Consider the following 22,798-nt stretch of genomic DNA (forward strand, 5'->3'; position numbering starts at 1 on the left):
TTCACCACGCCACGGGCAGGGCCTCGGGACCGCGGATCAACGCGCCCTTGCGGAACGGCACCTGCTCCGGTGCCACCGCGAGCCGCAGCCCCGGCAGCCGGTCGAGGAGGGCGTCCACCAGCAGTTCGGACTCCATCCGGGCCAGCTGGCCGCCCGGACAGTAGTGCGGGCCGAACCCGAACGCCACATGCGGGTTGGGACTGCGCGTGAAGTCGATCCGCTCCGGGTCGGGGAAGACCTCCGGGTCGCGGTTGGCCGACAGATAGGACACGTAGATCGCGTCGCCCGCCCGGATCCGCACCCCCTTGATCTCCACGTCCTCCAGGGCGATCCGGGACAGACCGACCGCGTTGCGGTGCGGGATGTAGCGCAGCAGCTCGTCGATGGCCTGCGGCCGGACCGAGGGGTCGGCGCGCAGCCGGTCCGCCAGTTCGGGCCGGGTCAGCAGCAGGTAGAACATCTGCCCGCTGTTGTTGGTGACCGCCTCGCCGCCGATCTGGAGGAGCACCGCGAGACCCACGGCCTCCTCCAGGGTGATCTCGCGCCGTCCCACGGCGGCACCGAGCAGCGAGGCGACGTCCTCGTCGGTGCTGTCCGCGCGCGCGTCGATCAGTTCCGTGAAGTACGCGCCCATCTCCTCCTTGGCCTGCTCGCTGACGTCGGCGCCGTGCGAGGACGACAGGATGTACTGGGTCCAGGTGTGCATCGCGTGCCGGTCGGCGGCCGGGACACCCATCAGCTCGCAGATCACCGCGATCGGGAAGGGGCTGAGCACCGCTGCCGTCAGGTCGGCGGGCGGCCCGGCGGCCACAAGCTCGTCGACCAGCTCGGCCAGCATCCGCCGGGCGCTGTCGCGCACCCGCTCCACGCCGCGCGCCGTGAACGCGGGCGCCACCGACCGGCGCAGCCGGTTGTGGTCGGGCGGGTCCAGGAAGCCGACCGCGCCCCGGGACGGGATGAAGTGCGGGGCCAGCCTGGTGACCTGCCGGTCCATGACGGCCTCCCGGCTGAACCGGGCGTCGTTGGTGACCAGCCGCACATCGTCCATGCGGGTCACCAGCCAGGCCCAGCCCTCGCCGTTGGGCAGCTGGATCCGGGTGACCGGGCCCTGCTCCATCAGGTCGGCCAGGACCGGGTCGAAGTCGACCCCGGTCAGATCGAGGGCCGGCCAGTGCCGCACCGGGCACTGCTCGCCCGCGGCCGGATCCGGTTCGGTGAGCGTCTTCTCGCTCATGACTGGTCCCCGATCTGCCAGTTGCCGAGCGACATCTCGGCGGTGATGCCGGGGCCGAACCCGGCGAGCAGCCCGCGCGCACCGTCCTGGACGCCGCCCTCGTCGAACAGCCGCCGCAGCGCGTCCAGCACGACGGCGCTGGCGATGTTGCCGTACTCGGTGAGCGTGGACCGGCTGAAGCGGAACGCGTGCGGCTCGACCTTCAGGAACTTGGTGAGGTCGTCGAGGATGCGCGGGCCGCCCGCGTGGATGACGTAGAAGTCGAGGTCGGAGGCGTCCCAGCCGTGCAGCCCGGCCAGGTCCTGGAGCGCTGGTGCCAGCGGCTCCATGGTGGTGGGCACCCGCTTGTCCAGCAGGAAGTGGAAGCCGGTCTCCCGGACGTCGTACGCGATCCAGTCCTCGGTCTTGGGGATCAGGTACGAGCCGTTGCGCACCAGACGCACGCCGGTGCCGCCGGTGCCGCGGACCACGGCGGCGGCGATGCCGTCGCCGAACAGCCCGTTGGACAGCAGCGAGCCGACGCCGATGTCGGTGGGCTGGTAGCACAGCGAGCAGAACTCGCAGGCCACGATGAGCACGTTGGCGTCCGGGTAGGCCGTGCAGAAGTCGTGCGCGCGGTTGATCGCGGCGCCGCCCGCCGCGCAGCCGAGCTGCGCCATGGGTATCTGACGGGTCGTGGAGTCGAAGGCCATCTCGTTGATCAGCCACGCCGTGAGCGAGGGCATCATGAAGCCCGTGCACGAGACGTAGATGATGACGTCGATGTCGGTGGTCAGGAGTTCCGCGTCGTCGAGCGCCCGCTGGATGACCGCGGGGACCCGGGCCTTGGCCTCGTGCTCGTAGAGCTTGTTGCGCTCCTGGAAGCCCGGGTGCTTCAGGGTCTCCTCGATGGGCTGCACGATGTGCCGGGTACGCACGCCGGTGTTCTCGATCAGCCGGAGCGCCAGCGCGAGTTGCGGGTGGTCCGCGTGCCGGGAGCGCGCGAGGTCCAGCGTTTCCTCCATGGTGATCACGTGCTCTGGAACGGACACCGAGGGCCTGCACAAAGTCGCCATGATCCGTGCCTGCTTTCGCCTTCCGGAAGGCCGGTAGCCCCCCGGTCAGAGGGTGGTGCACCCAGAAGGGTGGTCCACCCACGATCACCCGGGAGAGCGACGATCTCGCGCCGGACTACTCCAATCCGGGGACGGAGGGCCGGGGCCGCGCGGCCCCCGCGGGGGCGCCGAAGGGCCGGCCGCTGCGCTCCGTACGACGACAAAGGTGCTGGTCAGAGGCGTCTTCCGCCGGGCCGGGGCGGTGCGCGCGGAGCCGGCCCGCGCGGCGCGCGGTGACGGCACGGCGGGCGGGGTCCCGCGCGCGGTGCGCGGGCGGCGGGCGCGGGCCGTACGGCGGGAGGGGTGAACGCGGTGCGTGCGGACGGCGCACTCGCGGCCCGCCCGGAAACCTGGGAGAGGGAGCGCGCCCGGGAACCCGGGAAGGGGAGCGCGGGGGAGGGGCGGACGCCCGGCCGCGGCGCGGGGCGGCAAGGTCACACGGGCCGGGCGGGCGCGCGGCGCTCAGCCGGACGCGGCTCCGCTGCTGTGCGCGATGCACGCGACGTCGATCCGGTCGGCCAGCTTGGCCAGTTCGATGGTCAGCGCGGCCACGGTGTCCTCGTCGAGCCTCTCCTGCCCGGTCTCCACCAGCCGCAGCCACCGGCCGCCCACCGTCCGCAGCAGCTTGCTCACATCGGCGGCGGACACCTGCAAGGTACCGCGGTCGTCGACGATCAGAGGGAGTGTCACTTCGCGGTTCACACCAGCGATCGTAGCCGCGGAAGCCTCACGCTCCGTGCCACACCGTGGTGATGTTGCAGAACTCGCGGATTCCGTGCCCGGACAGCTCACGCCCGTACCCCGACCGCTTGATCCCGCCGAACGGGAACGCCGGGTGCGAGGCGGTCATGCCGTTCACATACACCCCGCCGGCCTCCAGGTCCCGCACGAACCGGTCCACCTCGGCCTCGTCCCGGGTCCACACGTTCGAACTGAGCCCGAACGGCGAGTCGTTGGCGATCAGCACGGCCTCGTCGAGGTCGGCGGCGCGATAGAGCGTGGCGACCGGTCCGAAGGTCTCCTCGCGGTGCACGCGCATCTCCCGGGTGACACCGGCCAGCACGGTCGGCGGGTAGTACCAGCCGGGCCACGCGGGGCGTTCGCCACCGCACAGCACCTCGGCGCCGCTGCGCCGGGCGTCGTCGACCAGCTCCTCCAGATCGGCCCGGCCCCGCTCGCTGGCCAGCGGCCCCACCTCGGTGTCCTCCTGCGTCGGATCGCCCATCTTCAGGGCCCGCATCCCGGCCACGAACCGCTCGGTGAAGGCGTCGTAGACGTCCCGGTGCACGATGAACCGCTTCGCGGCGATGCACGACTGCCCGTTGTTCTGCACCCGCGCCGTCACCGCGACCTCGGCGGCCCGCCGCACGTCGGCCGACGGCATCACCACGAACGGATCGCTGCCGCCCAGCTCCAGCACCGTCTTCTTGATCATCTCCCCGGCGGTGGACGCCACCGCCCGCCCGGCCGGTTCGCTGCCGGTGAGCGTGGCCGCCTTCACCCGGTCGTCGCGCAGGACGCCGTCGACCGCGCCCGAGCCGATCAGCAGGGTCTGGAAGCAGCCCTCGGTGAAGCCCGCCCGGTGGAACAGGTCCTCCAGGTACAGGGCGGTCCCCGGCACATTGGAGGCGTGCTTGAGCAGGCCGACGTTCCCGGCCATCAGCGCGGGCGCGGCGAAGCGCACCACCTGCCACAGCGGGAAGTTCCACGGCATCACCGCGAGCACCGGACCCAGCGGCCGGTAGCGCACCAGGGCCCGCGAGCCGCCGGAGTCCTTGACATCGGCCGCGGCGGGTTCCTCGTCGGCGAGCAGTTCCTCGGCGTGCTCGGCGTACCAGCGCATCGCCCTGGCGCACTTGGCGGCCTCCGCGCGCGCCTGTGCGACCGGCTTGCCCATCTCCGTCGTCATGGTCCGGGCGACCTCGTCCCGGTCCCCGTCCAGCAGGTCGGCGGCCCGCTCCAGCAGACGGGCCCGCTCGGCGAAGGACGTCGTCCGGTACGTGCGGAAGGTGGCCTCGGCCAGCTGGAGCCGGCGCTCGATCTCCTCCTCGCCCATGGCCTGGTACGTCTTGAGCGTCTCGCCGGTGGCCGGGTTCACCGTGGCGATGGACATGGCTGACCTCCCTCGGGAGCGGGCTGTGCTTCGACCTTCGCCCGCCGCGCCGCCCGCCGCAACGCGTGGGCCCCTCGTCAGAGCGAGTGCTCGGCCAGCCGGTCGAGAAACGCGGCCTGGGCGGTGACGATCACCTCGCGGGCCGCGTCGAGCCCGAACCAGGCCACCCGGTCCAGCTCCGGGAACTCCTGGGTCCGCCCGGAGCGCGGCGGCCACTCGGTCACGAAGGTGCCCGGGACGATCGCCGCCGGGTCGAGGTCGCCCTCGACCGCCCACACGGTCACCGTCTTGCCGCCCGCCTGGCGCACCTCGCCCAGCGGCAGCGCCTCGCCGTCCGGCGGCGCGAGCCCCAGTTCCTCGCGGAACTCACGGCGGGCGGCCCGCCACGCGGGTTCGTCCTCCTGGTACTCGCCCTTGGGCACGGTCCAGGCGCCCTTCTCGCGCCGCGACCAGAACGGGCCGCCCATGTGGCCGAGCAGCACTTCGAGGCCGCCGGACCCGGGGCGCCGGAACAGCAGAAGTCCGGCACTGCGCCTGGAGCGCCGCTGAGGGCCGCCGCTCACGGCCGCACCTGCGGGTGCGCGGCCAGCAGCGTCCCGACGGTGTCGGCCTCCTCGGGGCGCTTGTCCTCGCGGTAGCGCACCACCCGGGCGAAGCGCAGGGTGACGCCCGCCGGATAGCGCGTGGACCGCTGGAGCCCGTCGTAGGCGATCTCCACGACCAGTTCCGGGCGGACCAGCACGCCCCAGCTCTTCTCCTCCACGGCCAGCTCCCGCAGCCGCTCGGTCTGCCAGGCCAGCAGCGCGTCGGTCAGGCCCTTGAAGGTCTTGCCCAGCATCACGAAGCCGCCGTCCTCGGTCCGCGCCCCCAGATGCAGGTTGGACAGCCGCCCGGTGCGGCGGCCGTGGCCCCACTCGGCGCCCAGCACCACCAGGTCCAGCGTGTGCACCGGCTTGACCTTCAGCCAGGACGCGCCGCGCCGGCCCGCGCTGTAGGGGGCGTCGAGCCCCTTGACGACCACGCCCTCGTGGCCGCGCTCCAGGGTCCGCGCCAGGAACTCCTCGGCCCGCGGCACGTCCTCCTCGCCCGCGACGAGGGTGCGCCTGACCCGCATCGGCTCCGGGACCAGCCGGGCCAGCTCGGCGTGCCGCTCGGCGAACGGCAGGTCGAGCAGGTCGCGGTCGCCGACCGACAGCGCGTCGAAGAAGACCGGGGCGACGGGGACCGCGGCTGCGGCGGTGGCCACGTCCAGCCGGGAGCCGACGCGTCCGGCCGTCTCCTGGAAGGAGCGCGGCCGGCCCTCGGCGGTGAAGGAGATCACCTCGCCGTCCAGCACGAACCGCTCGCCCGGCAGCGCCAGCGCCGCCGCGTGCACCTCGGGCAGCCGGTCGGTGATGTCGTCCAGGGTGCGGGTGTGGATCCGTACGGTCCGGCCGTCCCGGTGCACCTGGACCCGGATGCCGTCCAGCTTCTCCTCCACGGCGCACGCGCCCAGCTTCGCCACCGCCTCCGCCACCGAGGAGGCGCTGTGCGCCAGCATCGGCAGCACCGGACGGCCCACGGTGAGCCGGAAGCGCTCCAGCGCGGGCGGGCCGTCGGCGAGCAGGGCGGCGGCCACCGTCCGGAGGGAGCCGGCCAGCATCACCGCCCGCCGCACGTCCGCCGCCGGGGCGTCGGTCGCCGCGGCGAGCCCCTCGACCGCGACCGCGTCCAGCGCGCCCTGGCGTACCTCGCCGGTCAGCAGCCCCAGCAGGAAGCGCTGCTCGTCCTCGGTCGCCGCGGCCAGCAGCGCGCCGACGATCCGGGCCCGCTCGGCCTGCGCACCCGGGCCGGAGACCTCGCCCAGTCCGGTCAGCCGGGCGTCCACCTCGCGCACGGTCAGGGAGGGCTCGGCGGCCGGGGGCACCGGACGGCCGAGCACCTTCCAGCCGACGCCCAGCCGCCCCTGCGGCAGTCTGCCCGCCAGATACGGGATGACGACCGGCACGTCCTCGGCCGCCGCCTCCCGGAACAGCTCCGCGAGCAGAGCGGTCTTGCGCGACCGCGCCGAGGCGGCGGCCACCTCCCGCGACACCTGAGCCAGCCGGGCGAGCAACATGCAGTCATGGTGCACCGGAGGGGGCCGCTCCACACCTGCGCGCCCGGACGGCCGGGGACGCGCGGGCTACGCCGGTTCCGCCTCCCGCTCCGGCCGGGCCGCGAGCGCCGCGTCCAGGTCGGCGAAGAGCAGGTCGCCGTTGATGGCCGCACCGGCGCGGTAGCCCCGGCTCGCCGCGTTGACCACCTGCTCGGCGAAGCCGCTCGCGTTGCCCGCGGCCCACAGGCCCGGGACCGTCGTCAGCCCCCGCTCGTCGGTCACGGGGTAGGCGCCGAACGGCGTGTCGCCCAGCTCGGCGCCCAGTTGCCGCAGGAGATCGTTGCCGGGCACCGCGCGCGGGGCGACGAAGAGGACCTCGCGGGCGTGGACACTCCCGTCGGCGAGCCGGACACCGCTCAGCCGGCCGCCCTCGGTGACGAGCCCCGCCACCTCGCCCGGCACGACGCGCACCCCGGCCGCCGCCAGCCGGCGCAGGTCGACGTCGGACAGCTCGTCCTCGCCGACCCGGTGCAGGAACAGCGTCACGTCCCCGGACCACTGGCCGACCATGAGCGCCTGGTGCACGCTCAGCGGGGTCGTGGCGAGCACGCCGAAGGCCCGGTCGCGCACCTCCCAGCCGTGGCAGTACGGGCAGTGCAGCACATCGTCGCCGAACCGCTCGGCGAGCCCGGGGACCTCGGGCAGCTCGTCCTTCAGCCCGGTGGCGACGACCAGGTGCCGGGCGTGGACGGTGCGTCCGCCCGCCAGGTCCACGTCGAACTCGCCCGCGGCGTCCCGTACGGCGCGCACCGCCCGGTCCCGGACCAGCCCGACCCCGTACCGCGCGATCTCCTCGCGGCCCGCGGCCAGGAACTCGGCGGGCGGCATGCCGTCCCGTGACAGGTAGCCCTGCATATGGGCGGCGGGCGCGTTGCGCGGCTCGCCCGCGTCGACGACGAGCGTACGGCGCCGGGCCCGGCCGAGGACCAGCGCGGCGGAGAGCCCGGCCGCGCCCCCGCCGACGACGACCACCTCGTACCGGTCGCGCCCCTCGTGTCCGTCGGGCCCGTCATGCCCGTCGGGTCCGTCGTGCCCGCCGCGCGGCTCGGTTCCGGTCGTCTGCTCCGGCTCGGTCATGGTGACCATCTCCCTCTCGTCGCGCCTTTCCTCGCGACGGTCGCTCCAAGCGTGCGGGATTGACAAATGGCTTTGCTGATTCTGCAATGGCGGGTATGGCGAGGGACACGACGGACGCGACGGGCGGTACGGGCGCGACGGACGACGTACTGGCGGGTGTGGGACCGAGGCTGCGGCGGATCCGCAAGGAGCGGGAGGTGACCCTCGCGGGCCTGTCGGAGACCACCGGCATCTCCGTCAGCACCCTCTCGCGGCTGGAGTCAGGGCTGCGCAAGCCCAGTCTGGAGCTGCTGCTGCCGATCGCGCAGGCCCATCAGGTGCCGCTCGACGAGCTGGTCGGCGCCCCGCCGGTCGGGGATCCCCGGGTGCGGGCCAGACCCATCGTGCGCGGCGGCCGCACCCACTGGCCGCTCACCCGGCAGACAGGCGGCCTCCAGGCGTACAAGGTGCTCGAACCGCGGCGCAAACAGGACCCGGACCCGCGCACCCACGAGGGCTACGAGTGGCTGTACGTGCTCTCCGGGAAGCTGCGGATCGTGCTGGGCGAGCACGACGTGGTGCTCTCGGCGGGCGAGGCCGCGGAGTTCGACACGCGCGTGCCGCACTGGTTCGGATCGACGGGGGAGGGGCCGGTGGAGTTCCTGAGCCTGTTCGGACCGCAGGGCGAGCGGATGCACGTACGGGCGCGGCCGACGCGGTCCACGCGGCGCGGCGGGCGCGAGGAGGGCGACTGAGGCTGCCTGTACCGCGAGTACTCCGGGTGTTCCGGAGTTCCCCTCGGAGCGAGTGCTCCCTGGAGTTCCCCTCGCGGCAAGCGACCGCTTAGTATGCCGTCACCGATCGGACGACGCAGTTTCGCGGAGGCGGGCGCATGCAGGCATGGCGAGTGCACGAGAACGGCGAACCGAGCAAGGTGATGCGTCTGGAGGAGACCGAACGGCCCGTGCCCGGCGCCGGTCAGGTCCTCCTCGCGGTGCGCGCCGCCAACGTCAACTTCCCGGACGCCCTGCTGTGCCGCGGCCAGTACCAGGTGCGGCCGCCGCTGCCCTTCACTCCCGGAGTGGAGATCTGCGGCGAGACCGAGGACGGCCGCAGGGTCATCGCCAACCCGGCCCTGCCCCACGGCGGTTTCGCCGAGTACGCCGTCGCGGACGCCGCCGCCCTGCTGCCCGCGCCCGAGGCGCTGGACGACGCCGAGGCCGCCGCCCTGCACATCGGCTACCAGACGGGCTGGTTCGGCCTGCACCGCCGGGCACGCCTCGAAGCGGGGGAGACCCTGCTCGTGCACGCCGCGGCCGGCGGCGTCGGCAGTGCCGCCGTGCAGCTCGGCAAGGCGGCCGGGGCGACCGTCGTCGGCGTCGTCGGCGGCCCCGCCAAGGCGGCCGTGGCCCGGGAACTGGGCTGCGACGTCGTCGTCGACCGGCACGCCGAGGACGTCGTGGCCGCCGTCAAGGAGGCCACCGGCGGCCGGGGCGCCGACGTGGTCTACGACCCGGTCGGCGGCGAGGCGTACACCCAGTCCGCCAAGACCGTCGCCTTCGAGGGCCGGATCGTGGTCGTCGGCTTCGCCGGCGGGACCGTCCCCGCCCCGGCGCTCAACCACGCCCTCGTCAAGAACTACTCGATCCTCGGCCTGCACTGGGGCCTGTACAACACGAAGAACCCGCAGCTCGTGCGGCACTGCCACGAGCAGCTCACCGCACTGGCCGCCCGCGGCGCGGTCAAGCCGCTGGTGAGCGAGCGGGTGCCGCTGGGCGGCGCGGCGGACGCGGTGCAGCGGGTCGCCGACGGTGTCACCACCGGCCGCGTCTCCGTGCTGCCCGCGCGGGGCGAGGGGGCCGCCGTATGACCGCCGTCGCCCTGGACGCGGCCGGACTGCGCCGCCGCGCCCGCGAACTGCTCGCCGCCCACCCGCCCGCCACGACGGACCGGCTCGCCTTCCTCCAGGCACGCTTCGACGCCGGACTGGCCTGGGTGCACTTCCCCGAAGGACTCGGCGGACTCGGCGCCCCCCGCACCCTCCAGGCCGTCGTCGACGCCGAACTGGAGGCCGCGGACGCCCCCGACAACGACCCGCGCCGCATCGGCATCGGTCTCGGCATGGCCGCCCCGACCCTCCTGCGCCACGGCACCGACGAGCAGAAGCGGCGCTTCCTGCGGCCCCTGTGGACCGGACAGGAGGTCTGGTGCCAGCTGTTCAGCGAGCCGGGCGCCGGGTCCGACCTCGCCGCCCTCGGCACCCGCGCCGTCCGGGACGGCGAGGACTGGATCGTCGACGGCCAGAAGGTGTGGACCTCCAGCGCCCACCTCGCCCGCTGGGCCATCCTCCTCGCCCGCACCGACCCCGCGCTGCCCAAGCACCAGGGCATCACCTACTTCCTGTGCGACATGACCGACCCCGGGGTCGAGGTCAGGCCGCTGCGCCAGCTCACCGGCGAGGCCGAGTTCAACGAGGTCTTCCTGACCGGCGTCCGCATCCCCGACGCCCACCGCATCGGTGAGGCCGGCGACGGCTGGCGGGTCGCGCGGACCACGCTGATGAACGAGCGCGTCTCCATCGGCGGGATGCGGCTGCCCCGCGAGGGCGGCATGATCGGCCCGGTCGCCAGGACCTGGCGCGAACGCCCCGGGCTGCGCACCCACGACCTGCACCAGCGGCTGCTGACCCTGTGGGTGGAGGCCGAGGTCGCCCGGCTCACCGGCGAGCGGCTGCGCCAGCAGCTCGCCGCCGGACAGCCCGGTCCCGAGGGCTCCGGCATGAAGCTCGCCTTCGCCGGCCTCAACCGGCGCATCAGCGGCCTGGAGGTCGAACTGCGCGGCGAGGAAGGGCTCCTGTACGACGACTGGACCATGCGCCGCCCCGAACTCGTCGACTTCACCGGCCGGGACGCCGGATACCGCTATCTGCGCGCCAAGGGCAACAGCATCGAGGGCGGGACCAGCGAGATCCTGCTGAACATCGTCGCCGAGCGCGTCCTCGGGCTGCCCGCCGAACCGCGTACCGACAAGGACATCGCCTGGAAGGACCTGGCCCGATGAGCACCCAGCCGGACCCCCTGTCCGCCGGAGCGGCCCGCCCGCACGCCGGGCCGGACCTCCTGTACTCCGAGGAGGAAGAGGCGCTGCGGGCCGCCGTCCGCGACCTGCTCACCGACCACTGCGCCGCGCCGGACGTGCTCGCGCGCACGGAGTCGGACACCCCGCACGACGTACCGCTGTGGCAGACCCTGGCCGCAGGGATGGGCCTGGCCGGGCTGCTGGTGCCCGAGGAACTCGGCGGCCAGGGCGCCACGCACCGCGAGGCCGCCGTCGTCCTGGAGGAACTGGGCCGCGCGGTCGCGCCCGTGCCCTACCTGACCAGCGCGGTGGTCGCCACCGAGGCGCTGCTGGCCTGCGGGGCGGACGACCTCGTCACCGCGCTGGCCACGGCCGCCTCGACCGGTGTGCTGGCCGTCGCCCTGCACACGGCCCCCGGCGCACCCCACGCCGTCGTACGCCACGAGAACGGCACCCTGCACGGCGAGCTGACCGCCGTCGCCGACGCGGCGGTCGCCGACGTCCTGCTCGTACCCGCCGACGACGGCGGCCTGTACGCGGTCGACGCCGCCGCCGCGACCGTCGTCCCGCAGGTGCCCCTGGACCTGACCCGGCCGCTCGCCCGCGTGCGCCTGGACGGCGCCGCGGGTCGTCGCCTCGGTGACGCGGAACCCGCCGTGCGCCGCGCCCTGCGCGCCGGGGCGGGGCTGCTCGCCTCCGAGCAACTGGGCCTGGCCGAGTGGACGTCGACACAGACCGTGGCCTACCTGAAGGAGCGCAAGCAGTTCAACCGGCCCGTCGGCGGCTTCCAGGCGCTCAAGCACCGGCTCGCCCAGCTGTGGCTGGAGACCGTCCACCTCCGCGCCGCCGCACGCAACGCCGCCGACGCGCTCGCCCGCGACGAGGACGCCGACGTGGCGGTCGCCGTCGCCCAGGCCTACGCGGCCGCCGTCGCCGTGCACGCCGCCGAGGAGGCGGTGCAGTTGCACGGCGGCATCGGCATGACCTGGGAGCACCCGGTGCACCTGTACCTGAAACGGGCCAAGTCCGACGCGCTCGCGTACGGCACTGCGGGCGCCCACCGGGAGGCGCTGGCCGCGCTGGTCGACCTCCCGGCACCACCGCCCGCGCCCGCAGTCCGCACCGCCGTCTGATCCCCCGTCCGGCTCGTCGTCCGAGCCGGGTCCGTCCCGTCCACCGGTCCCGCCGCCGGTGAACAGGGGCGGACCATCCGGCCAACACCCCTCGCCGCGAAGCCCGTCGAGCCCGCGCGCCACGCATACTCCCCTGAGGTCCCGTACGCCCCTCCAGGGAGGCAGAGCATGGCCCTCACCACCCGTCGCAGAGCCCTCACCACCCTCGGCGCCGCCCTCGCGGGCACCGTCGCCCTGCCCGCCGCGCGCGCCGCCGCCGGTGACCGGCGGCCCGGCCCGCGCCCGCTGTGGCACGCCCACGCGCACAACGACTACGAGCACCCGCGCCCCCTCCTGGACGCCCTCGACCACCGCTTCGGCAGCGTCGAGGCCGACATCTACCTCGTCGGCGGACAGCTCCTGGTCGCCCACGACCCGGCCGGCCTCGACCCCCGGCGCACCCTCGAAGCCCTCTACCTCGACCCGCTGGACGCCCGCGTCCGCGCCCACCACGGCTCCGTCTACCCGGGCGCACCCGCCCGGCCGCTCCAGCTCCTCGTCGACATCAAGACGGAGGGCGCCGCCACCTACCGGGAACTCGACCGCCGTCTGACCCGCTACCGGCACCTGTTCACCAGCTGCGCCCACGGACGCGTCCGCCCCGGCCCGGTCACCGCCGTGATCTCCGGCGACCGCGCGGCCCGCGGCCCGATGGAGGCCCAGACGGTGCGCCGGGCCTTCTACGACGGCCGGCTCACCGATCTCGGCGGTCCCGCACCCGCCTCCTTCGCCCCGCTGATCAGCGAGGACTGGACGTCGCTCTTCACCTGGCAGGGCACCGGCCCCTTCCCGGAGGCCGAGCGCCGCACGCTGCGCGGCATCGTCGCCCGTGCCCACGCCCACGGGCAGCGGGTGCGGTTCTGGGCCACCCCGGACGCCCCCGGACCGGGCCGCGACGCCCTGTGGAGCGAACTGCTCGCCGCGGGCGTCGACCATCTCAACACCGACGACCTCGCCGGTCTCGAAGCCTTCCTCGACGCCCACGAGGGCCGCGGCGGCCGCCCGGCCAGGCCGTAGGACCGCTCGCGCGGCCACCGGCAGAACCACACGTTCGGCGGACACGTCAGCCGCCCGGACGAACCCTCCGCTACGCCACACTTGCGGCCGAAAGCCGCGAAGTGGGCGTGGCGGAGGAGGTTGACGATGGCCATTTCCATCTCGGTGGTGCTGCTGCTCGCGATCCTGGCGATCATCTTCGTGCGCAACGGCGCCCTGAAGTGCTCCCATGCCCTGGTCTGCGGCATGCTCGGCTTCTTCCTGGCCGGCTCCAGCATGGCGCCCACCATCCACGAGGGGCTGGCGGCCACCGCCGAGATCGTCAGCAGCCTGCGGCCCTGACACGGTGGGGGCCCGCGCCCCGCGCGGCCTGCGGAGGGCGGGTCACGCGCCGGAGAACACCCCGACCCCGTTGGCGACCGCCCGTTCGGCGCCGTCGCTCGGATGGTTGCGCACCGTCACCTTCGTGCCGCCGGGCTCCCGGGCGACCAGCGTGCTGGAGCCGCCGCCGTCCAGATTGAAGCCGTCGCTCGCCCCCAGGTCACGCAGGGCGGCGGCCACCTCGGCGAGGGTCAGCCCGCTCCGGTACGCGGACGCCCCGTCCAGAGCCACGAGCAGCAGCCGGTGCCCGCCGTCCGCGATGCCCACGGCGGTGCGCACGGCCGCCGTCGCCCCGTCGAGACCCGACACCGCCGCGCCGCCGCGCAACACCGGGAAACCGCCCACCGCGAAGGCGTAGGGCACCCCGGAGACCGCCGTCACCCGGTGCTCGACCCGTACCGCCTCGCCCACGGAGAGCGCGCGCAGCCGCTGCGCGCCCGCCTCCCGGCCCACCAGCACCGTCGTGCCGTCCGGGACGGCGCCGCTGCCGGGCGCGCCGGCCGTCCGGGTCACCCTGCCGTCCCGGACCGTCACCTCGTAGGTGTCCTTGCTGCACGGCGCGCCGCGTTCGGTGTCCGTGCCGCAGACCGTCCGGGCCCGGGAGACGGAGCCCCAGTCGGAGGTGTAGGCACCGACCGAACCGACCGGCAGCGCGTACTGGTTGAAGCCGCCGAGCTTCACCTGCCCCTCGGGCGTGGTCACCGTCCCGGACAGGGTCAGCCGGTCGAGGCGCGCCCTGCGGTCGGTGCCCACGCCGAGCACGTCCTCGGTGGTCGTGCCGGGCGGCAGAGCCGGGCCGAAGCGCTGGCCGCGCGGTACGGCGGCCTTGAGCGCGCGCCCGTCCGCGATCTCCGGACCGACCGAGGCGCCGGTCGCCGCGACGCCGGGGTGCTGGGTCTCGGTGATGTCGAAGAAGTCCCCGTTGACCCCGGCGAGCGCCCCCTGCGCGGTGGCCAGCCGGGACACGGTGCCCCTGGCCGCCACGGCGTCCGGGTGCAACAGGCCGACACGCACGTCCTTGTCGTCCAGATCGACGCCGATCACATGCACCCGGACCGTGCCGTGGGCCGCGGCGAGGTCGAACTCGCGGTACTCCACTCCCGGTGCGATCCGCTCGGTGCCGGGCGCTCCGCTGGCCGGCGCCGCCGCTCCCACCAGGGCCGTGCCCGCCAGCGCGCCCCCGGCGAGGAGAACGGCCAGTGCCGTGGTGAACCGGCCCGTGCGACGCGCCGCCACTGATCCCGCTGTGCCCACCGTGCCCCCTGATGTCTCGTCAACTCGGTGCGGACACAGGGCAGTGCAGCAGAATCCGGTGTCCCAGGAGGTGCCCGGACGCCGACGACGCGGGAACAGAGGGGAAAACGCACTCCTTCGGGTGTCTTCGGCCGTACGTCTCCGGCCGTACGTCTCCGGCCCTATGTCTTCGGCCTTGCGTCTCCGGCCGGTTGTGCGTGGGCGGGTGCGCGGGGAGCTCCCGTCCTCAGCGGTGCCCGAGGACGTTGACGACCCGGCCGTTGGGATCGCGGACGAAGAAGCGGCGCACGCCCCACTCCTCGTCGGTGAGCGGATGCACGATCTCCGCGCCGCGTTCGCGCAGCACGGCGTAGGCGGCGTCGACGTCGTCGACCTCCACGCTCAGATCGGGAACGACCGGCGCCGTCCGGTCCTCGCCCATGAAGCTGATCTGCGCGGCCGGGTTCACGGTGGAGGCCAGGGTCCGGATCCACCCGTGGTCCATGACCTGCTCGAAGCCGAGGAGGCCGTAGAAGTCCGCGCTCTCCTCCAGGGCTTCGGAACGGACGTTGGGGACGACACGGCGGACCTGCATCGGGCGGCTCCGGTGATCGCTGGTCTCCGCGGACGCGGGAGGCGCCGTACGCGGACGGGTGACGGGTACGGCCAGCCTAGCGAAGCGGCCCGGGGGAAAGCCGAGTTGGCCCGGTCTCGGTCCGTACCTAGTCCGTACCTGGTCCGTCCCTGGTCCGTTCCCTGACCTTTCCCGGGCCGGGCTCGGTCAGGGTTGGGCCGGACGTCGGTTGGGCTTCGGCCGGGTCCCGGGGGGGGAGGGGGAGGAGGGGGCAAGTCGGCGTCAGGGAGCGTCCGTCACGGACTGCTCGGTCCACACCGTCTTGCCCGTCGCCGTATAGCGGACGCCCCATGCCTGGGCGAGCCGGGCGGCGATGAACAGCCCGCGCCCGCCCTCGTCGGCGGAGCGCGCGTGCCGCAGATGCGGGGCGGCCCGGCCGGCGTCGCTCACCTCGCAGGTGAGCGTACGGTCGTGGATCAGGCGGAGTTCGAGGGGCGGGTCTCCGTACAGCACGGCGTTGGTGACGAGTTCGCTCACGATGAGCTGGGTGTTGTAGGCGGTCTCGTCGTCCACGCCCCACGCGCCGAGCTGTTCACCGGCGAGGGCGCGGGCCGTTCCCACCGCCGCGCTGTCGTCGTCGAGCCGCCAGCAGGCGAAGGCGTCGGGCGGCAGGGACCGGGTGCGTGCCACGATCACCGCCGCGTCGCCCGCCGCCAGATCCTTCGGCAGCGCGTAGACGACGGCGTCGCACAGCTCCTGGAGCGGCCGGTCCGCGTAGTCCGGCGCCGAGCGCAGCGCCCGGGAGGAGTCCGCGAGGTGGGCGGTGACCCGCGGATCGCTGGTGAACACCAGCACGCTTCCGGCGGGCACCTCGAACTCGACGGTCGCGAACGGCGCGTCCTCGGCCATGCCCAGCGGTGGCCCGGCGGGTACATCGGGGACGTCCACGGTGTGGTCGGGACGGATCACCACCGGGGCCAGATCACCGGCCGCCGCCGCCACGCAGGTCCCGGTCAGCGGGTCGTGGACGGCGTACACGCAGTCGGCGGTCAGCGCCTCCCGGCGCAGCGGATCGCCCAGCGGCAGGTTCGCCCGCTCGAACGCGAGCTGCGCCGCCGTGTCGTGCAGGCGGGCCAGCAGCTCGTCGGCGGACAGGTCGAACGCCGACAGGGACCTGAGGACCGTGCGCAGCTGGCCCATGGTGGCCGCCGCGTTCAGACCCCACCCGGACACGTCCCCGACGACCAGCGCGGTCCGCCCGCCGGACAGGGCGATCGTGTCGTACCAGGCGCCGGGGTCGGCACCGGTGAGCGACAGGTAGGCGGTCTCCAGTGACGCGTGGGACTCGGGGCGGCGGGGGAGCAACTGGCGGTGCACCGTCGCGGCGACGGTGTGCTCCCGGATGAAGCGCCGCGCGTTGTCGACGCACAGGGCCGCGTGCGCCGCCAGTTCGACCGCGAGCCGCCGGTCGCCCGCGTCGAACGGCGGCGACTCGTCCGTGCGGTACAGACTGACCAGCCCGAGCGCCGCGTCGCGCAGCGCCAGCGGCACCACCAGCAGCGTGTGGGAGTCCGAGGAGTCCATGGCGTCCGCACGCGGCGGGTCGGCGGGCATCCACGGCGCCCGCGGACGCAGCGGCACCACCCGGGGACGCAGATCGGTCAGCGCCTGGGTGAACGGCGTGGGTCCCGGCAGCCGCCGCACGTCACCGACCGGGTGCGCCTGCGGCGGATGTGTGCGGCCGCTGCGGAACGCGGTGCGCATCAAGGGTGTGCCCGGCGGCAGTGGAGCCGGGGGTGGTTCGTCGCCGCGGACCACCGAGTCCACCACCTCCACCACCGCGATGTCCGCGAACTCCGGAACCAGGGCCTCCACCAGTTCCTCACCGGTCACCACCGGGTCGAGGGTGCGCCCCACCCGTCGCCGTACCGCGTCGAGGACCCTGGCGCGGGCGCGCCCCCGCTCCCGCTCGGTGACGTCCAGCGCGGTCACCGCGAGGCCCAGCACCTGCCCGTCGGCGCCCTCCAGCCGCATCGCGGTGGCCTCGAAGCAGCGCTCCTCGGGCGGCTCCGCGCGGACGCACGCCCGTACGAGCCGCTGCCACAGGGGCTCACCGGTCTCCAGCACCTCGCGCAGCGCGGTCTCCAGGTCGTTGTCCTCGACCATGCGGTAGACGTCGCGGACCGGCCTGCCCGCCAGCTCGTCCGGAGAGGTCTCCCGCATCCCGGTCGCCGCGGTGCTCAGCCGCACCACGCGCAGATCCGGGTCCAGCAGATGCAGTGCGACCGGTGAGCGGGTGAAGAGCGCCTCCAGCATGGCGGCCGAGATCTCGTCCGCGGGCCGTCCGGGATCGCCGTACGCCACTGGGACCTCCTTCGGCCGGCCGGTCCGTCCGCTCCCGCCGTGTGCCGGGCCCGTGTCCCCGGTGCGGGCTTCCAGCGTGCTCCGCCCGGGAGCCCGCCGCACGCGCAGCGCGCGGTGCGCGGCGTGAGGCCCACGGGTGGGCGGTTTGCCGGTTGGGCGGGTGGTGGCGGTGCGCGGTGTGAGGCGGGTGCGGCGCGGGCGATGCGTGGCGGGCGCCCGGTGGGGCGCCCCACCGCCGTCACATGAAGTTGACCATTCTCAGATAGCGGACCCAGTCCCAGTGCGGTCCCGGATCGGTGTGGTCCGTGCCCGGCACCTCGTAGTGCCCGATGATGTGCGAGCGGTCCTTGGGGATCTGGTGCCGGTCGCAGATGGCCGCGGTGAGCCGGGCCGACTGTTCGTACAGTGCGTCGGTGAAGTACGCGGGCTGGTCCACCCACCCTTCGTGCTCGATGCCGATGCTGTGCGTGTTGTAGTCCCAGTTGCCCGCGTGCCAGGCGATGTCCGCCTCGCGGACGCACTGCGCCACATGCCCGTCGGAGGAGCGGACGAGATAGTGCGCGGACACCTTCTTCTGCGGGTTCTGGAAGATGGCGAGGGTGTTGGCGTACGTCTCCTGTGTGACGTGGATGATCACCCGGTCGAGGGAGTAGCTGGTGGGCCGGTCGGACGCCGTGTAGTTGGAGGAGGAGGCCGGCAGCCACTCGGTGGGCGGATACCCGGCGCTCAGCGGACGGGGGCGCGCGGCCGCGGGGGAGGCGGGGAGCAGTAAGGCGGTGGGGACGGCGGCGAGCGCTGCGGCGCCCCGCAGGATGCGCCGTCGGCTGGGCTGGGATCCTGCCCGGTCCATGGGCGACGACCTTTCTCGTGTGTGGGGCTCGTATGGGGGGATCTCGCTTCTCGTGGGGGACGCGAGGTGGGGCGGCGTGTCGGTGGCGCGAGTGTCTGTCGGCGGGATGCGCGTAGATGTGGGGGCGGGGCCGGGGCCGGGCCGGGGGTGAGGGCGGGGACGGGTGTCGGTGGCGGTGAGTCTCGCGCACGGCCGGTCGCTGGGTGCGGAGCCGGGCGGCGTGTCCGGTCGGTGTCGCCCGCCCCGGCGGTGCGGGGATCGACCGGGTGGGCGCGGGCCGCCGTCGTGGGCCGCGGGGTCCGCGGACGGCGTCTCGCGTGAATTACGGTACGGCGCCGCCGGGTTGGACAGAAGGGCGCGGCAGGGATCCGTGGACGCGCGGCGCGTTGTGGAGAACTCGACCACCCGGACGAGTGAAGTACGGCGGGTTTCAGACGTGTTCGGCCACGGCTGACGGGTCGTCGAGGACGGCACGCACCACCGAGTGCGCGGCCCCCAGCAGCGGCCCCTCGGGTCCGAGGGACGAGACGGACACCGGGCAGGCGGGGCCCGCGGTCCGCCGGTCCAGCTCGGCCTCCAGCGAGGGCAGCAGCCAGGGCGCGAGCCCGGACAGCGCGCCGCCGAGCACGACGGTCTCGGGGTCGAGCAGATTGACCGCGCCGGTCAGCGCGACGCCCAGCGCCCGGCCGGCGTCCCGCAGCGCCCCCCGCACCCGCGTGTCCCCGGCGGCGGCACGGGTCGCGAGCAGTCCGACCCGGCCCTCGCCCCCCTCCAGCCCGGCGGCCCGCAGCACGGCCTCCTCACCGGCGTACTGCTCCAGGCAGCCGCGTCCGCCGCACGGGCAGGCGGGGCCCTCCGGCTCGACCGGGACATGCCCCAGCTCGCCCGCGAAACCGCGGGTGCCGCGCAGCAGGCGGCCGTCGACCACCAGGGCGGCGCCGATGCCGATCTCCGCGGACACGTGCAGGAAGTCCGGCGGTGTGTCCCGGCCGAGCCATAGTTCGGCCAGGGCGCCGAAGTTCGCCTCGTTGTCCACGGTCAGGGGGTACGTGCCGGGCAGCAGGGCGCCCAGGTCGGTGTCGTGCCAGTCGAGGTTGGGGGCCCGGACGACCGTACGGCCGTCGCGGGCGACCAGGCCGGGCACGGCGACGGCGAGCCCGGCCGGCCAGAGCCCCTGGTCCCGCGCCCCGGCGACGACCTCGGATATCAGCGCGCCGAGCTCCGCCGCCACCGGTTCCGGGGCCCGGCCGCGGTTCGTGCCGTGCCGCACCGCCCGCGCCCGGACGGTGCCGCGCAGGTCGACCGCGCAGGCCGCGAGGTGGTCGACGCCGACCTCGGCGCCGATCCCGGCCGGGCCCCGGCCGCTGACCGCGAGTGCCGACCCCGGGCGGCCCACCCGGCCCGGCCGCTCGGGCCCCAGTTCCTCCAGGAGTCCGGAGCGGACGAGTTCGTCGACCAGCGTCGACACCGCTGCCCGGGTGAGTCCGATGCGCGAGGCGACCGCCGCCCGCGACAGCGGGCCCTCGGCGCTGACGGTGTGCAGGACGCGGGCGAGGTTGCGGCGGCGCATGCCCTGCTGGGTGTCGGGCTGCGGGCGGCCCGGACCGGTCGGGCGGGGCTCGTTCAGCGGTGCGGTCATGCCTGCGTCGTCCTCGGTCGGTGTCCTGCGGAGGTGGGCCGCCGGTCGGTGTCCGGTGGGCCGCGCCGGTCTCGTCAGTGCTCCCGCGCGCCCCGCTCCAGCAGCGGGGCCGCGTCGGAGAGTACCCCGGAGATCCTGGTCAGCGTCGTCTCGTCCCGCTCCACCGGATCGAGCACGGGCCCGTCGGCCGTCCGCCAGCGGCGGGCGACCGCGGCCGGGTCCTCGCCGGTCAGCAGCCCCGCGGCCTGCGCGGCGGCGCCCAGCGCGACCAGTTCCCCGGCCTCGGGGATCCGCACCGGCCGCCCCGACAGCCGCCGCACGGTCTGCTGCCAGGCCGTGCCGCGGGCCCCGCCGCCGATCAGGACCAGGGGAGCGGTGCGGTCGGCGTCCTGGTCGAGGACCAGGTCGAGCGCGCCGAGCAGGGCGTGCACGGCGCCGTCGTACGCGGCCTGGAGGAGTTGTCCCGCGGTCGTGTCGTGACGCAGTCCGTGCAGCAGACCGGAGGCGTTCGGCAGGTCCGGGGTGCGCTCGCCGTCGAGGTAGGGGAGCAGCGTGACGCCGGTGCCCGGTTCGACGGCCTCCCGGTCGACACCGAGGAGTGCGGCGATCCGGTCGACGGCGAGCGTGCAGTTGAGGGTGCAGGCCAGCGGCAGCCAGTCGCCGCGCGCGTCGGCGAAGCCCGCCACCGTGCCGGACGGGTCGGCCGGGCGGTGCTCGGAGACCGCGTACACCGTGCCCGACGTGCCGAGGCTGAGCACCGGGGTGCCCGGAAGCAGCCCGAGGCCGAGCGCCGCGGCGGCGTTGTCGCCGGTGCCGGGCGCCACCAGGGTGCCCTTGGAGAACGGCAGGTCGTGGATGTCGCGGACCGTCCCGGCCACCTCGCCGGGCCGCACCACCCGGGGCAGCAGCGCCGGGTCGAGACCGATCCGGCCGAGGACCTCCTCGTCGTACGCCTCGGTGGCGGACGCCCACCAGCCGGTGCCCGAGGCGTCGCCCCGGTCGGTGGTGCCCTCGCCGGTCAGACGTTCGGTCAGATAGTCGTGCGGCAGGCGCACCGACGCCACCGCACGGGCCGCCTCCGGCTCGTGCTCGGCGAGCCAGGCCCACTTGGTGACCGTGAAGGACGCGCCCGGCACGCTGCCCGTGCGCCGCGCCCACGCCTCGGGCCCGCCCAGGTCCGCCACGAGACGGCGGGCCTGCGGCGCCGAGCGCACGTCGTTCCACAGCAGGGCCGGCCGTACGGGATCGCCGTGCGCGTCCAGAGTGACGAGCCCGTGCTGCTGCCCGCCCACCGACACGGCGGACGCCTCGCGCGCCGCGTCCCCGCACCGGTGCAGTGCCGTGCGCAGCGCGTCCCACCACTGGCGGGGGTCGCTCTCCCGGCCCTCGCCGGTGGAGACGGTGTGCGGGGCCTGTCCGCTCGCCACGACCCGGCCGGTGGCCGCGTCGACGACGAGCACCTTGGTGGACTGGGTGGACGAGTCCACACCGACGACGAGCGGACCCTCGGCTGCTGACATCGGCTCTCCTCTTCCTCGCGGGCTCACGGGGCTCTGACGTGCGGTTCTCCTGGAGCGCCGGGGCGCGTGACCCGGGCTTCGCGCCGGTCGGCGCCCCTTCGTCCCTTCCCAGGGACGCGTCGGCATACTAATTTGTAAATCGCCATGACGAAATAGTCGCAAGCGAGCGAGGAGCCGCGGCATGAACTACCAGCCCACCCCCGAGGACCGGTTCACGTTCGGGCTGTGGACCGTCGGCTGGCAGGGACGGGACCCGTTCGGCGACGCCACCCGCCGCGCCCTCGACCCCGCCGAGACGGTCCGGCGCCTGGCCGGTCTCGGCGCCCACGGCGTGACCTTCCACGACGACGACCTGATCCCCTTCGGCTCCTCCGACGCCGAGCGCGACACCCACGTCAAGCGGTTCCGCCAGGCACTGGACGCGACCGGCATGACGGTCCCGATGGCCACCACGAACCTCTTCACGCACCCCGTCTTCAAGGACGGCGCCTTCACCGCCAACGACCGCGACGTGCGCCGCTACGCGCTGCGCAAGACCATCCGCAACATCGACCTCGCGGCGGAACTGGGCGCGCGCACCTACGTCGCCTGGGGCGGCCGGGAAGGCGCCGAGTCGGGCGCCGCGAAGGACGTACGGGCCGCCCTGGACCGTATGAAGGAGGCATTCGACCTGCTCGGCGAGTACGTCACCGGCCAGGGCTACGACCTGCGCTTCGCGATCGAGCCCAAGCCGAACGAGCCGCGCGGCGACATCCTGCTGCCCACCGTCGGCCACGCCCTCGCCTTCATCGAGCGCCTGGAGCACCCCGAGCTGTACGGCGTGAACCCCGAGGTCGGCCACGAGCAGATGGCCGGACTGAACTTCCCGCACGGCATCGCCCAGGCCCTGTGGGCGGGCAAGCTCTTCCACATCGACCTCAACGGCCAGTCCGGCATCAAGTACGACCAGGACCTGCGCTTCGGCGCCGGTGATCTGCGCGCCGCGTTCTGGCTCGTCGACCTGCTGGAGAGCGCCGGGTACGACGGCCCGCGCCACTTCGACTTCAAGCCGCCGCGCACCGAGGACCTGGACGGCGTGTGGGCCTCCGCGGCTGGCTGTATGCGCAACTACCTCATCCTCAAGGAGCGCGCCGCCGCCTTCCGTGCCGACCCCGACGTCCAGGAGGCCCTGCGCGCCGCCCGCCTCGACCAGCTCGCGCGGCCCACCGCGGCCGACGGCCTCCAGGCGCTGCTGGCCGACCGCTCGGCCTACGAGGAGTTCGACACCGACGCCGCCGCGGCCCGCGGCATGGCCTTCGAACACCTCGACCAGCTCGCCATGGACCACCTGCTCGGCGCCCGCGGCTGAGCCGGGGAC

20 protein-coding genes and 1 pseudogene are annotated in these 22,798 nt (G+C 74.5%); 8 read left to right on the top strand and 13 right to left on the bottom strand.

What is annotated here, in order from left to right:
- Window position 1 precedes the first annotated feature (1 nt).
- On the bottom strand, window positions 2-1,234 hold the full coding sequence (locus tag ACWDYF_RS25485) for a cytochrome P450 (RefSeq protein WP_381737789.1): 1,233 nt from the start codon (window positions 1,232-1,234) through the stop codon (window positions 2-4).
- Window positions 1,231-2,298, bottom strand: a pseudogene (locus ACWDYF_RS25490) (type III polyketide synthase); the annotation flags it as partial. The gene ACWDYF_RS25485 and the pseudogene ACWDYF_RS25490, both read right to left, overlap by 4 nt.
- A gap of 196 nt (window positions 2,299-2,494) precedes the next feature.
- On the opposite strand from ACWDYF_RS25490, the gene ACWDYF_RS25495 reads away from it, so the two are divergent.
- On the top strand, window positions 2,495-2,635 hold the full coding sequence (locus ACWDYF_RS25495) for a hypothetical protein (protein ID WP_389474225.1): 141 nt from the start codon (window positions 2,495-2,497) through the stop codon (window positions 2,633-2,635).
- 155 nt (window positions 2,636-2,790) lie between these two features.
- On the opposite strand, the gene ACWDYF_RS25500 is transcribed toward ACWDYF_RS25495, so the two are convergent.
- From ACWDYF_RS25500 to ACWDYF_RS25520, 5 genes are all read right to left on the bottom strand, one after another.
- The gene (locus ACWDYF_RS25500) at window positions 2,791-3,030 is read right to left on the bottom strand and encodes a DUF6213 family protein (RefSeq protein WP_018571081.1); all 240 of its coding nucleotides are present in this window, start codon (window positions 3,028-3,030) and stop codon (window positions 2,791-2,793) included.
- A gap of 25 nt (window positions 3,031-3,055) precedes the next feature.
- Window positions 3,056-4,441, bottom strand: a complete 1,386-nt coding sequence (locus tag ACWDYF_RS25505; protein ID WP_381737793.1) for an NADP-dependent succinic semialdehyde dehydrogenase — start codon at window positions 4,439-4,441, stop codon at window positions 3,056-3,058.
- Window positions 4,442-4,518: 77 nt separating this feature from the next.
- Window positions 4,519-5,004: an NUDIX domain-containing protein gene (locus tag ACWDYF_RS25510; RefSeq protein WP_389474228.1), complete on the bottom strand. Its 486-nt coding sequence runs from the start codon at window positions 5,002-5,004 to the stop codon at window positions 4,519-4,521.
- Window positions 5,001-6,539 (bottom strand): ATP-dependent DNA ligase, encoded by a 1,539-nt coding sequence (locus tag ACWDYF_RS25515; protein WP_389474230.1) that lies wholly within the window; start codon window positions 6,537-6,539, stop codon window positions 5,001-5,003. Before ACWDYF_RS25515 ends, ACWDYF_RS25510 begins: the two co-directional genes overlap by 4 nt.
- 66 nt (window positions 6,540-6,605) lie before the next feature.
- On the bottom strand, window positions 6,606-7,664 hold the full coding sequence (locus ACWDYF_RS25520; RefSeq protein ID WP_389474232.1) for an NAD(P)/FAD-dependent oxidoreductase: 1,059 nt from the start codon (window positions 7,662-7,664) through the stop codon (window positions 6,606-6,608).
- Window positions 7,665-7,750: 86 nt separating this feature from the next.
- Here ACWDYF_RS25520 and ACWDYF_RS25525 point away from each other — a divergent pair, with 86 nt between their 5' ends.
- From ACWDYF_RS25525 to ACWDYF_RS25550, 6 genes are all read left to right on the top strand, one after another.
- The gene (locus ACWDYF_RS25525) at window positions 7,751-8,389 is read left to right on the top strand and encodes a helix-turn-helix domain-containing protein (protein WP_381737801.1); all 639 of its coding nucleotides are present in this window, start codon (window positions 7,751-7,753) and stop codon (window positions 8,387-8,389) included.
- A 137-nt stretch (window positions 8,390-8,526) separates the two neighbouring features.
- Complete coding sequence (locus ACWDYF_RS25530; protein WP_389474235.1) at window positions 8,527-9,504, top strand: NADPH:quinone oxidoreductase family protein; 978 nt, start codon at window positions 8,527-8,529, stop codon at window positions 9,502-9,504.
- On the top strand, window positions 9,501-10,694 hold the full coding sequence (locus ACWDYF_RS25535; RefSeq protein ID WP_389474237.1) for an acyl-CoA dehydrogenase family protein: 1,194 nt from the start codon (window positions 9,501-9,503) through the stop codon (window positions 10,692-10,694). The genes ACWDYF_RS25530 and ACWDYF_RS25535 overlap by 4 nt, the downstream gene beginning before the upstream one ends.
- Window positions 10,691-11,845, top strand: a complete 1,155-nt coding sequence (locus ACWDYF_RS25540) for an acyl-CoA dehydrogenase family protein (protein WP_389474239.1) — start codon at window positions 10,691-10,693, stop codon at window positions 11,843-11,845. Before ACWDYF_RS25535 ends, ACWDYF_RS25540 begins: the two co-directional genes overlap by 4 nt.
- A gap of 168 nt (window positions 11,846-12,013) precedes the next feature.
- Window positions 12,014-12,901 carry a phosphatidylinositol-specific phospholipase C/glycerophosphodiester phosphodiesterase family protein gene (locus tag ACWDYF_RS25545; RefSeq protein ID WP_389474241.1) on the top strand — a complete coding sequence of 296 codons (888 nt, stop codon included), beginning with the start codon at window positions 12,014-12,016 and terminating at the stop codon, window positions 12,899-12,901.
- A 126-nt stretch (window positions 12,902-13,027) separates the two neighbouring features.
- Window positions 13,028-13,222: a hypothetical protein gene (locus ACWDYF_RS25550; protein ID WP_018571071.1), complete on the top strand. Its 195-nt coding sequence runs from the start codon at window positions 13,028-13,030 to the stop codon at window positions 13,220-13,222.
- A gap of 42 nt (window positions 13,223-13,264) precedes the next feature.
- Here the strand turns inward: ACWDYF_RS25550 and ACWDYF_RS25555 are convergent, their stop codons facing one another.
- From ACWDYF_RS25555 to xylB, 6 genes are all read right to left on the bottom strand, one after another.
- Window positions 13,265-14,497, bottom strand: a complete 1,233-nt coding sequence (locus ACWDYF_RS25555) for a phosphodiester glycosidase family protein (RefSeq protein ID WP_389474244.1) — start codon at window positions 14,495-14,497, stop codon at window positions 13,265-13,267.
- Window positions 14,498-14,741: 244 nt separating this feature from the next.
- A complete protein-coding gene (locus ACWDYF_RS25560; RefSeq protein ID WP_018571069.1) occupies window positions 14,742-15,089 on the bottom strand; it encodes a VOC family protein in 348 nt (115 codons plus the stop codon).
- Between the two features lie 261 nt (window positions 15,090-15,350).
- Window positions 15,351-17,432 (bottom strand): SpoIIE family protein phosphatase, encoded by a 2,082-nt coding sequence (locus ACWDYF_RS25565; RefSeq protein WP_389474246.1) that lies wholly within the window; start codon window positions 17,430-17,432, stop codon window positions 15,351-15,353.
- Window positions 17,433-17,670: 238 nt separating this feature from the next.
- Entirely contained in the window at window positions 17,671-18,282 is a 612-nt protein-coding gene (locus ACWDYF_RS25570; RefSeq protein ID WP_018571067.1) for an N-acetylmuramoyl-L-alanine amidase, read from the bottom strand.
- A 430-nt stretch (window positions 18,283-18,712) separates the two neighbouring features.
- Window positions 18,713-19,921 (bottom strand): ROK family protein, encoded by a 1,209-nt coding sequence (locus tag ACWDYF_RS25575; RefSeq protein WP_389474249.1) that lies wholly within the window; start codon window positions 19,919-19,921, stop codon window positions 18,713-18,715.
- A 74-nt stretch (window positions 19,922-19,995) separates the two neighbouring features.
- Window positions 19,996-21,441 carry a xylulokinase gene (xylB, locus tag ACWDYF_RS25580; protein ID WP_389474251.1) on the bottom strand — a complete coding sequence of 482 codons (1,446 nt, stop codon included), beginning with the start codon at window positions 21,439-21,441 and terminating at the stop codon, window positions 19,996-19,998.
- Between the two features lie 181 nt (window positions 21,442-21,622).
- On the opposite strand from xylB, the gene xylA reads away from it, so the two are divergent.
- Window positions 21,623-22,789, top strand: a complete 1,167-nt coding sequence (gene xylA / locus ACWDYF_RS25585) for a xylose isomerase (RefSeq protein WP_389474253.1) — start codon at window positions 21,623-21,625, stop codon at window positions 22,787-22,789.
- Window positions 22,790-22,798: the final 9 nt, after the last annotated feature.

It is taken from the genome of Streptomyces sp. NPDC003284 (assembly GCF_053589675.1).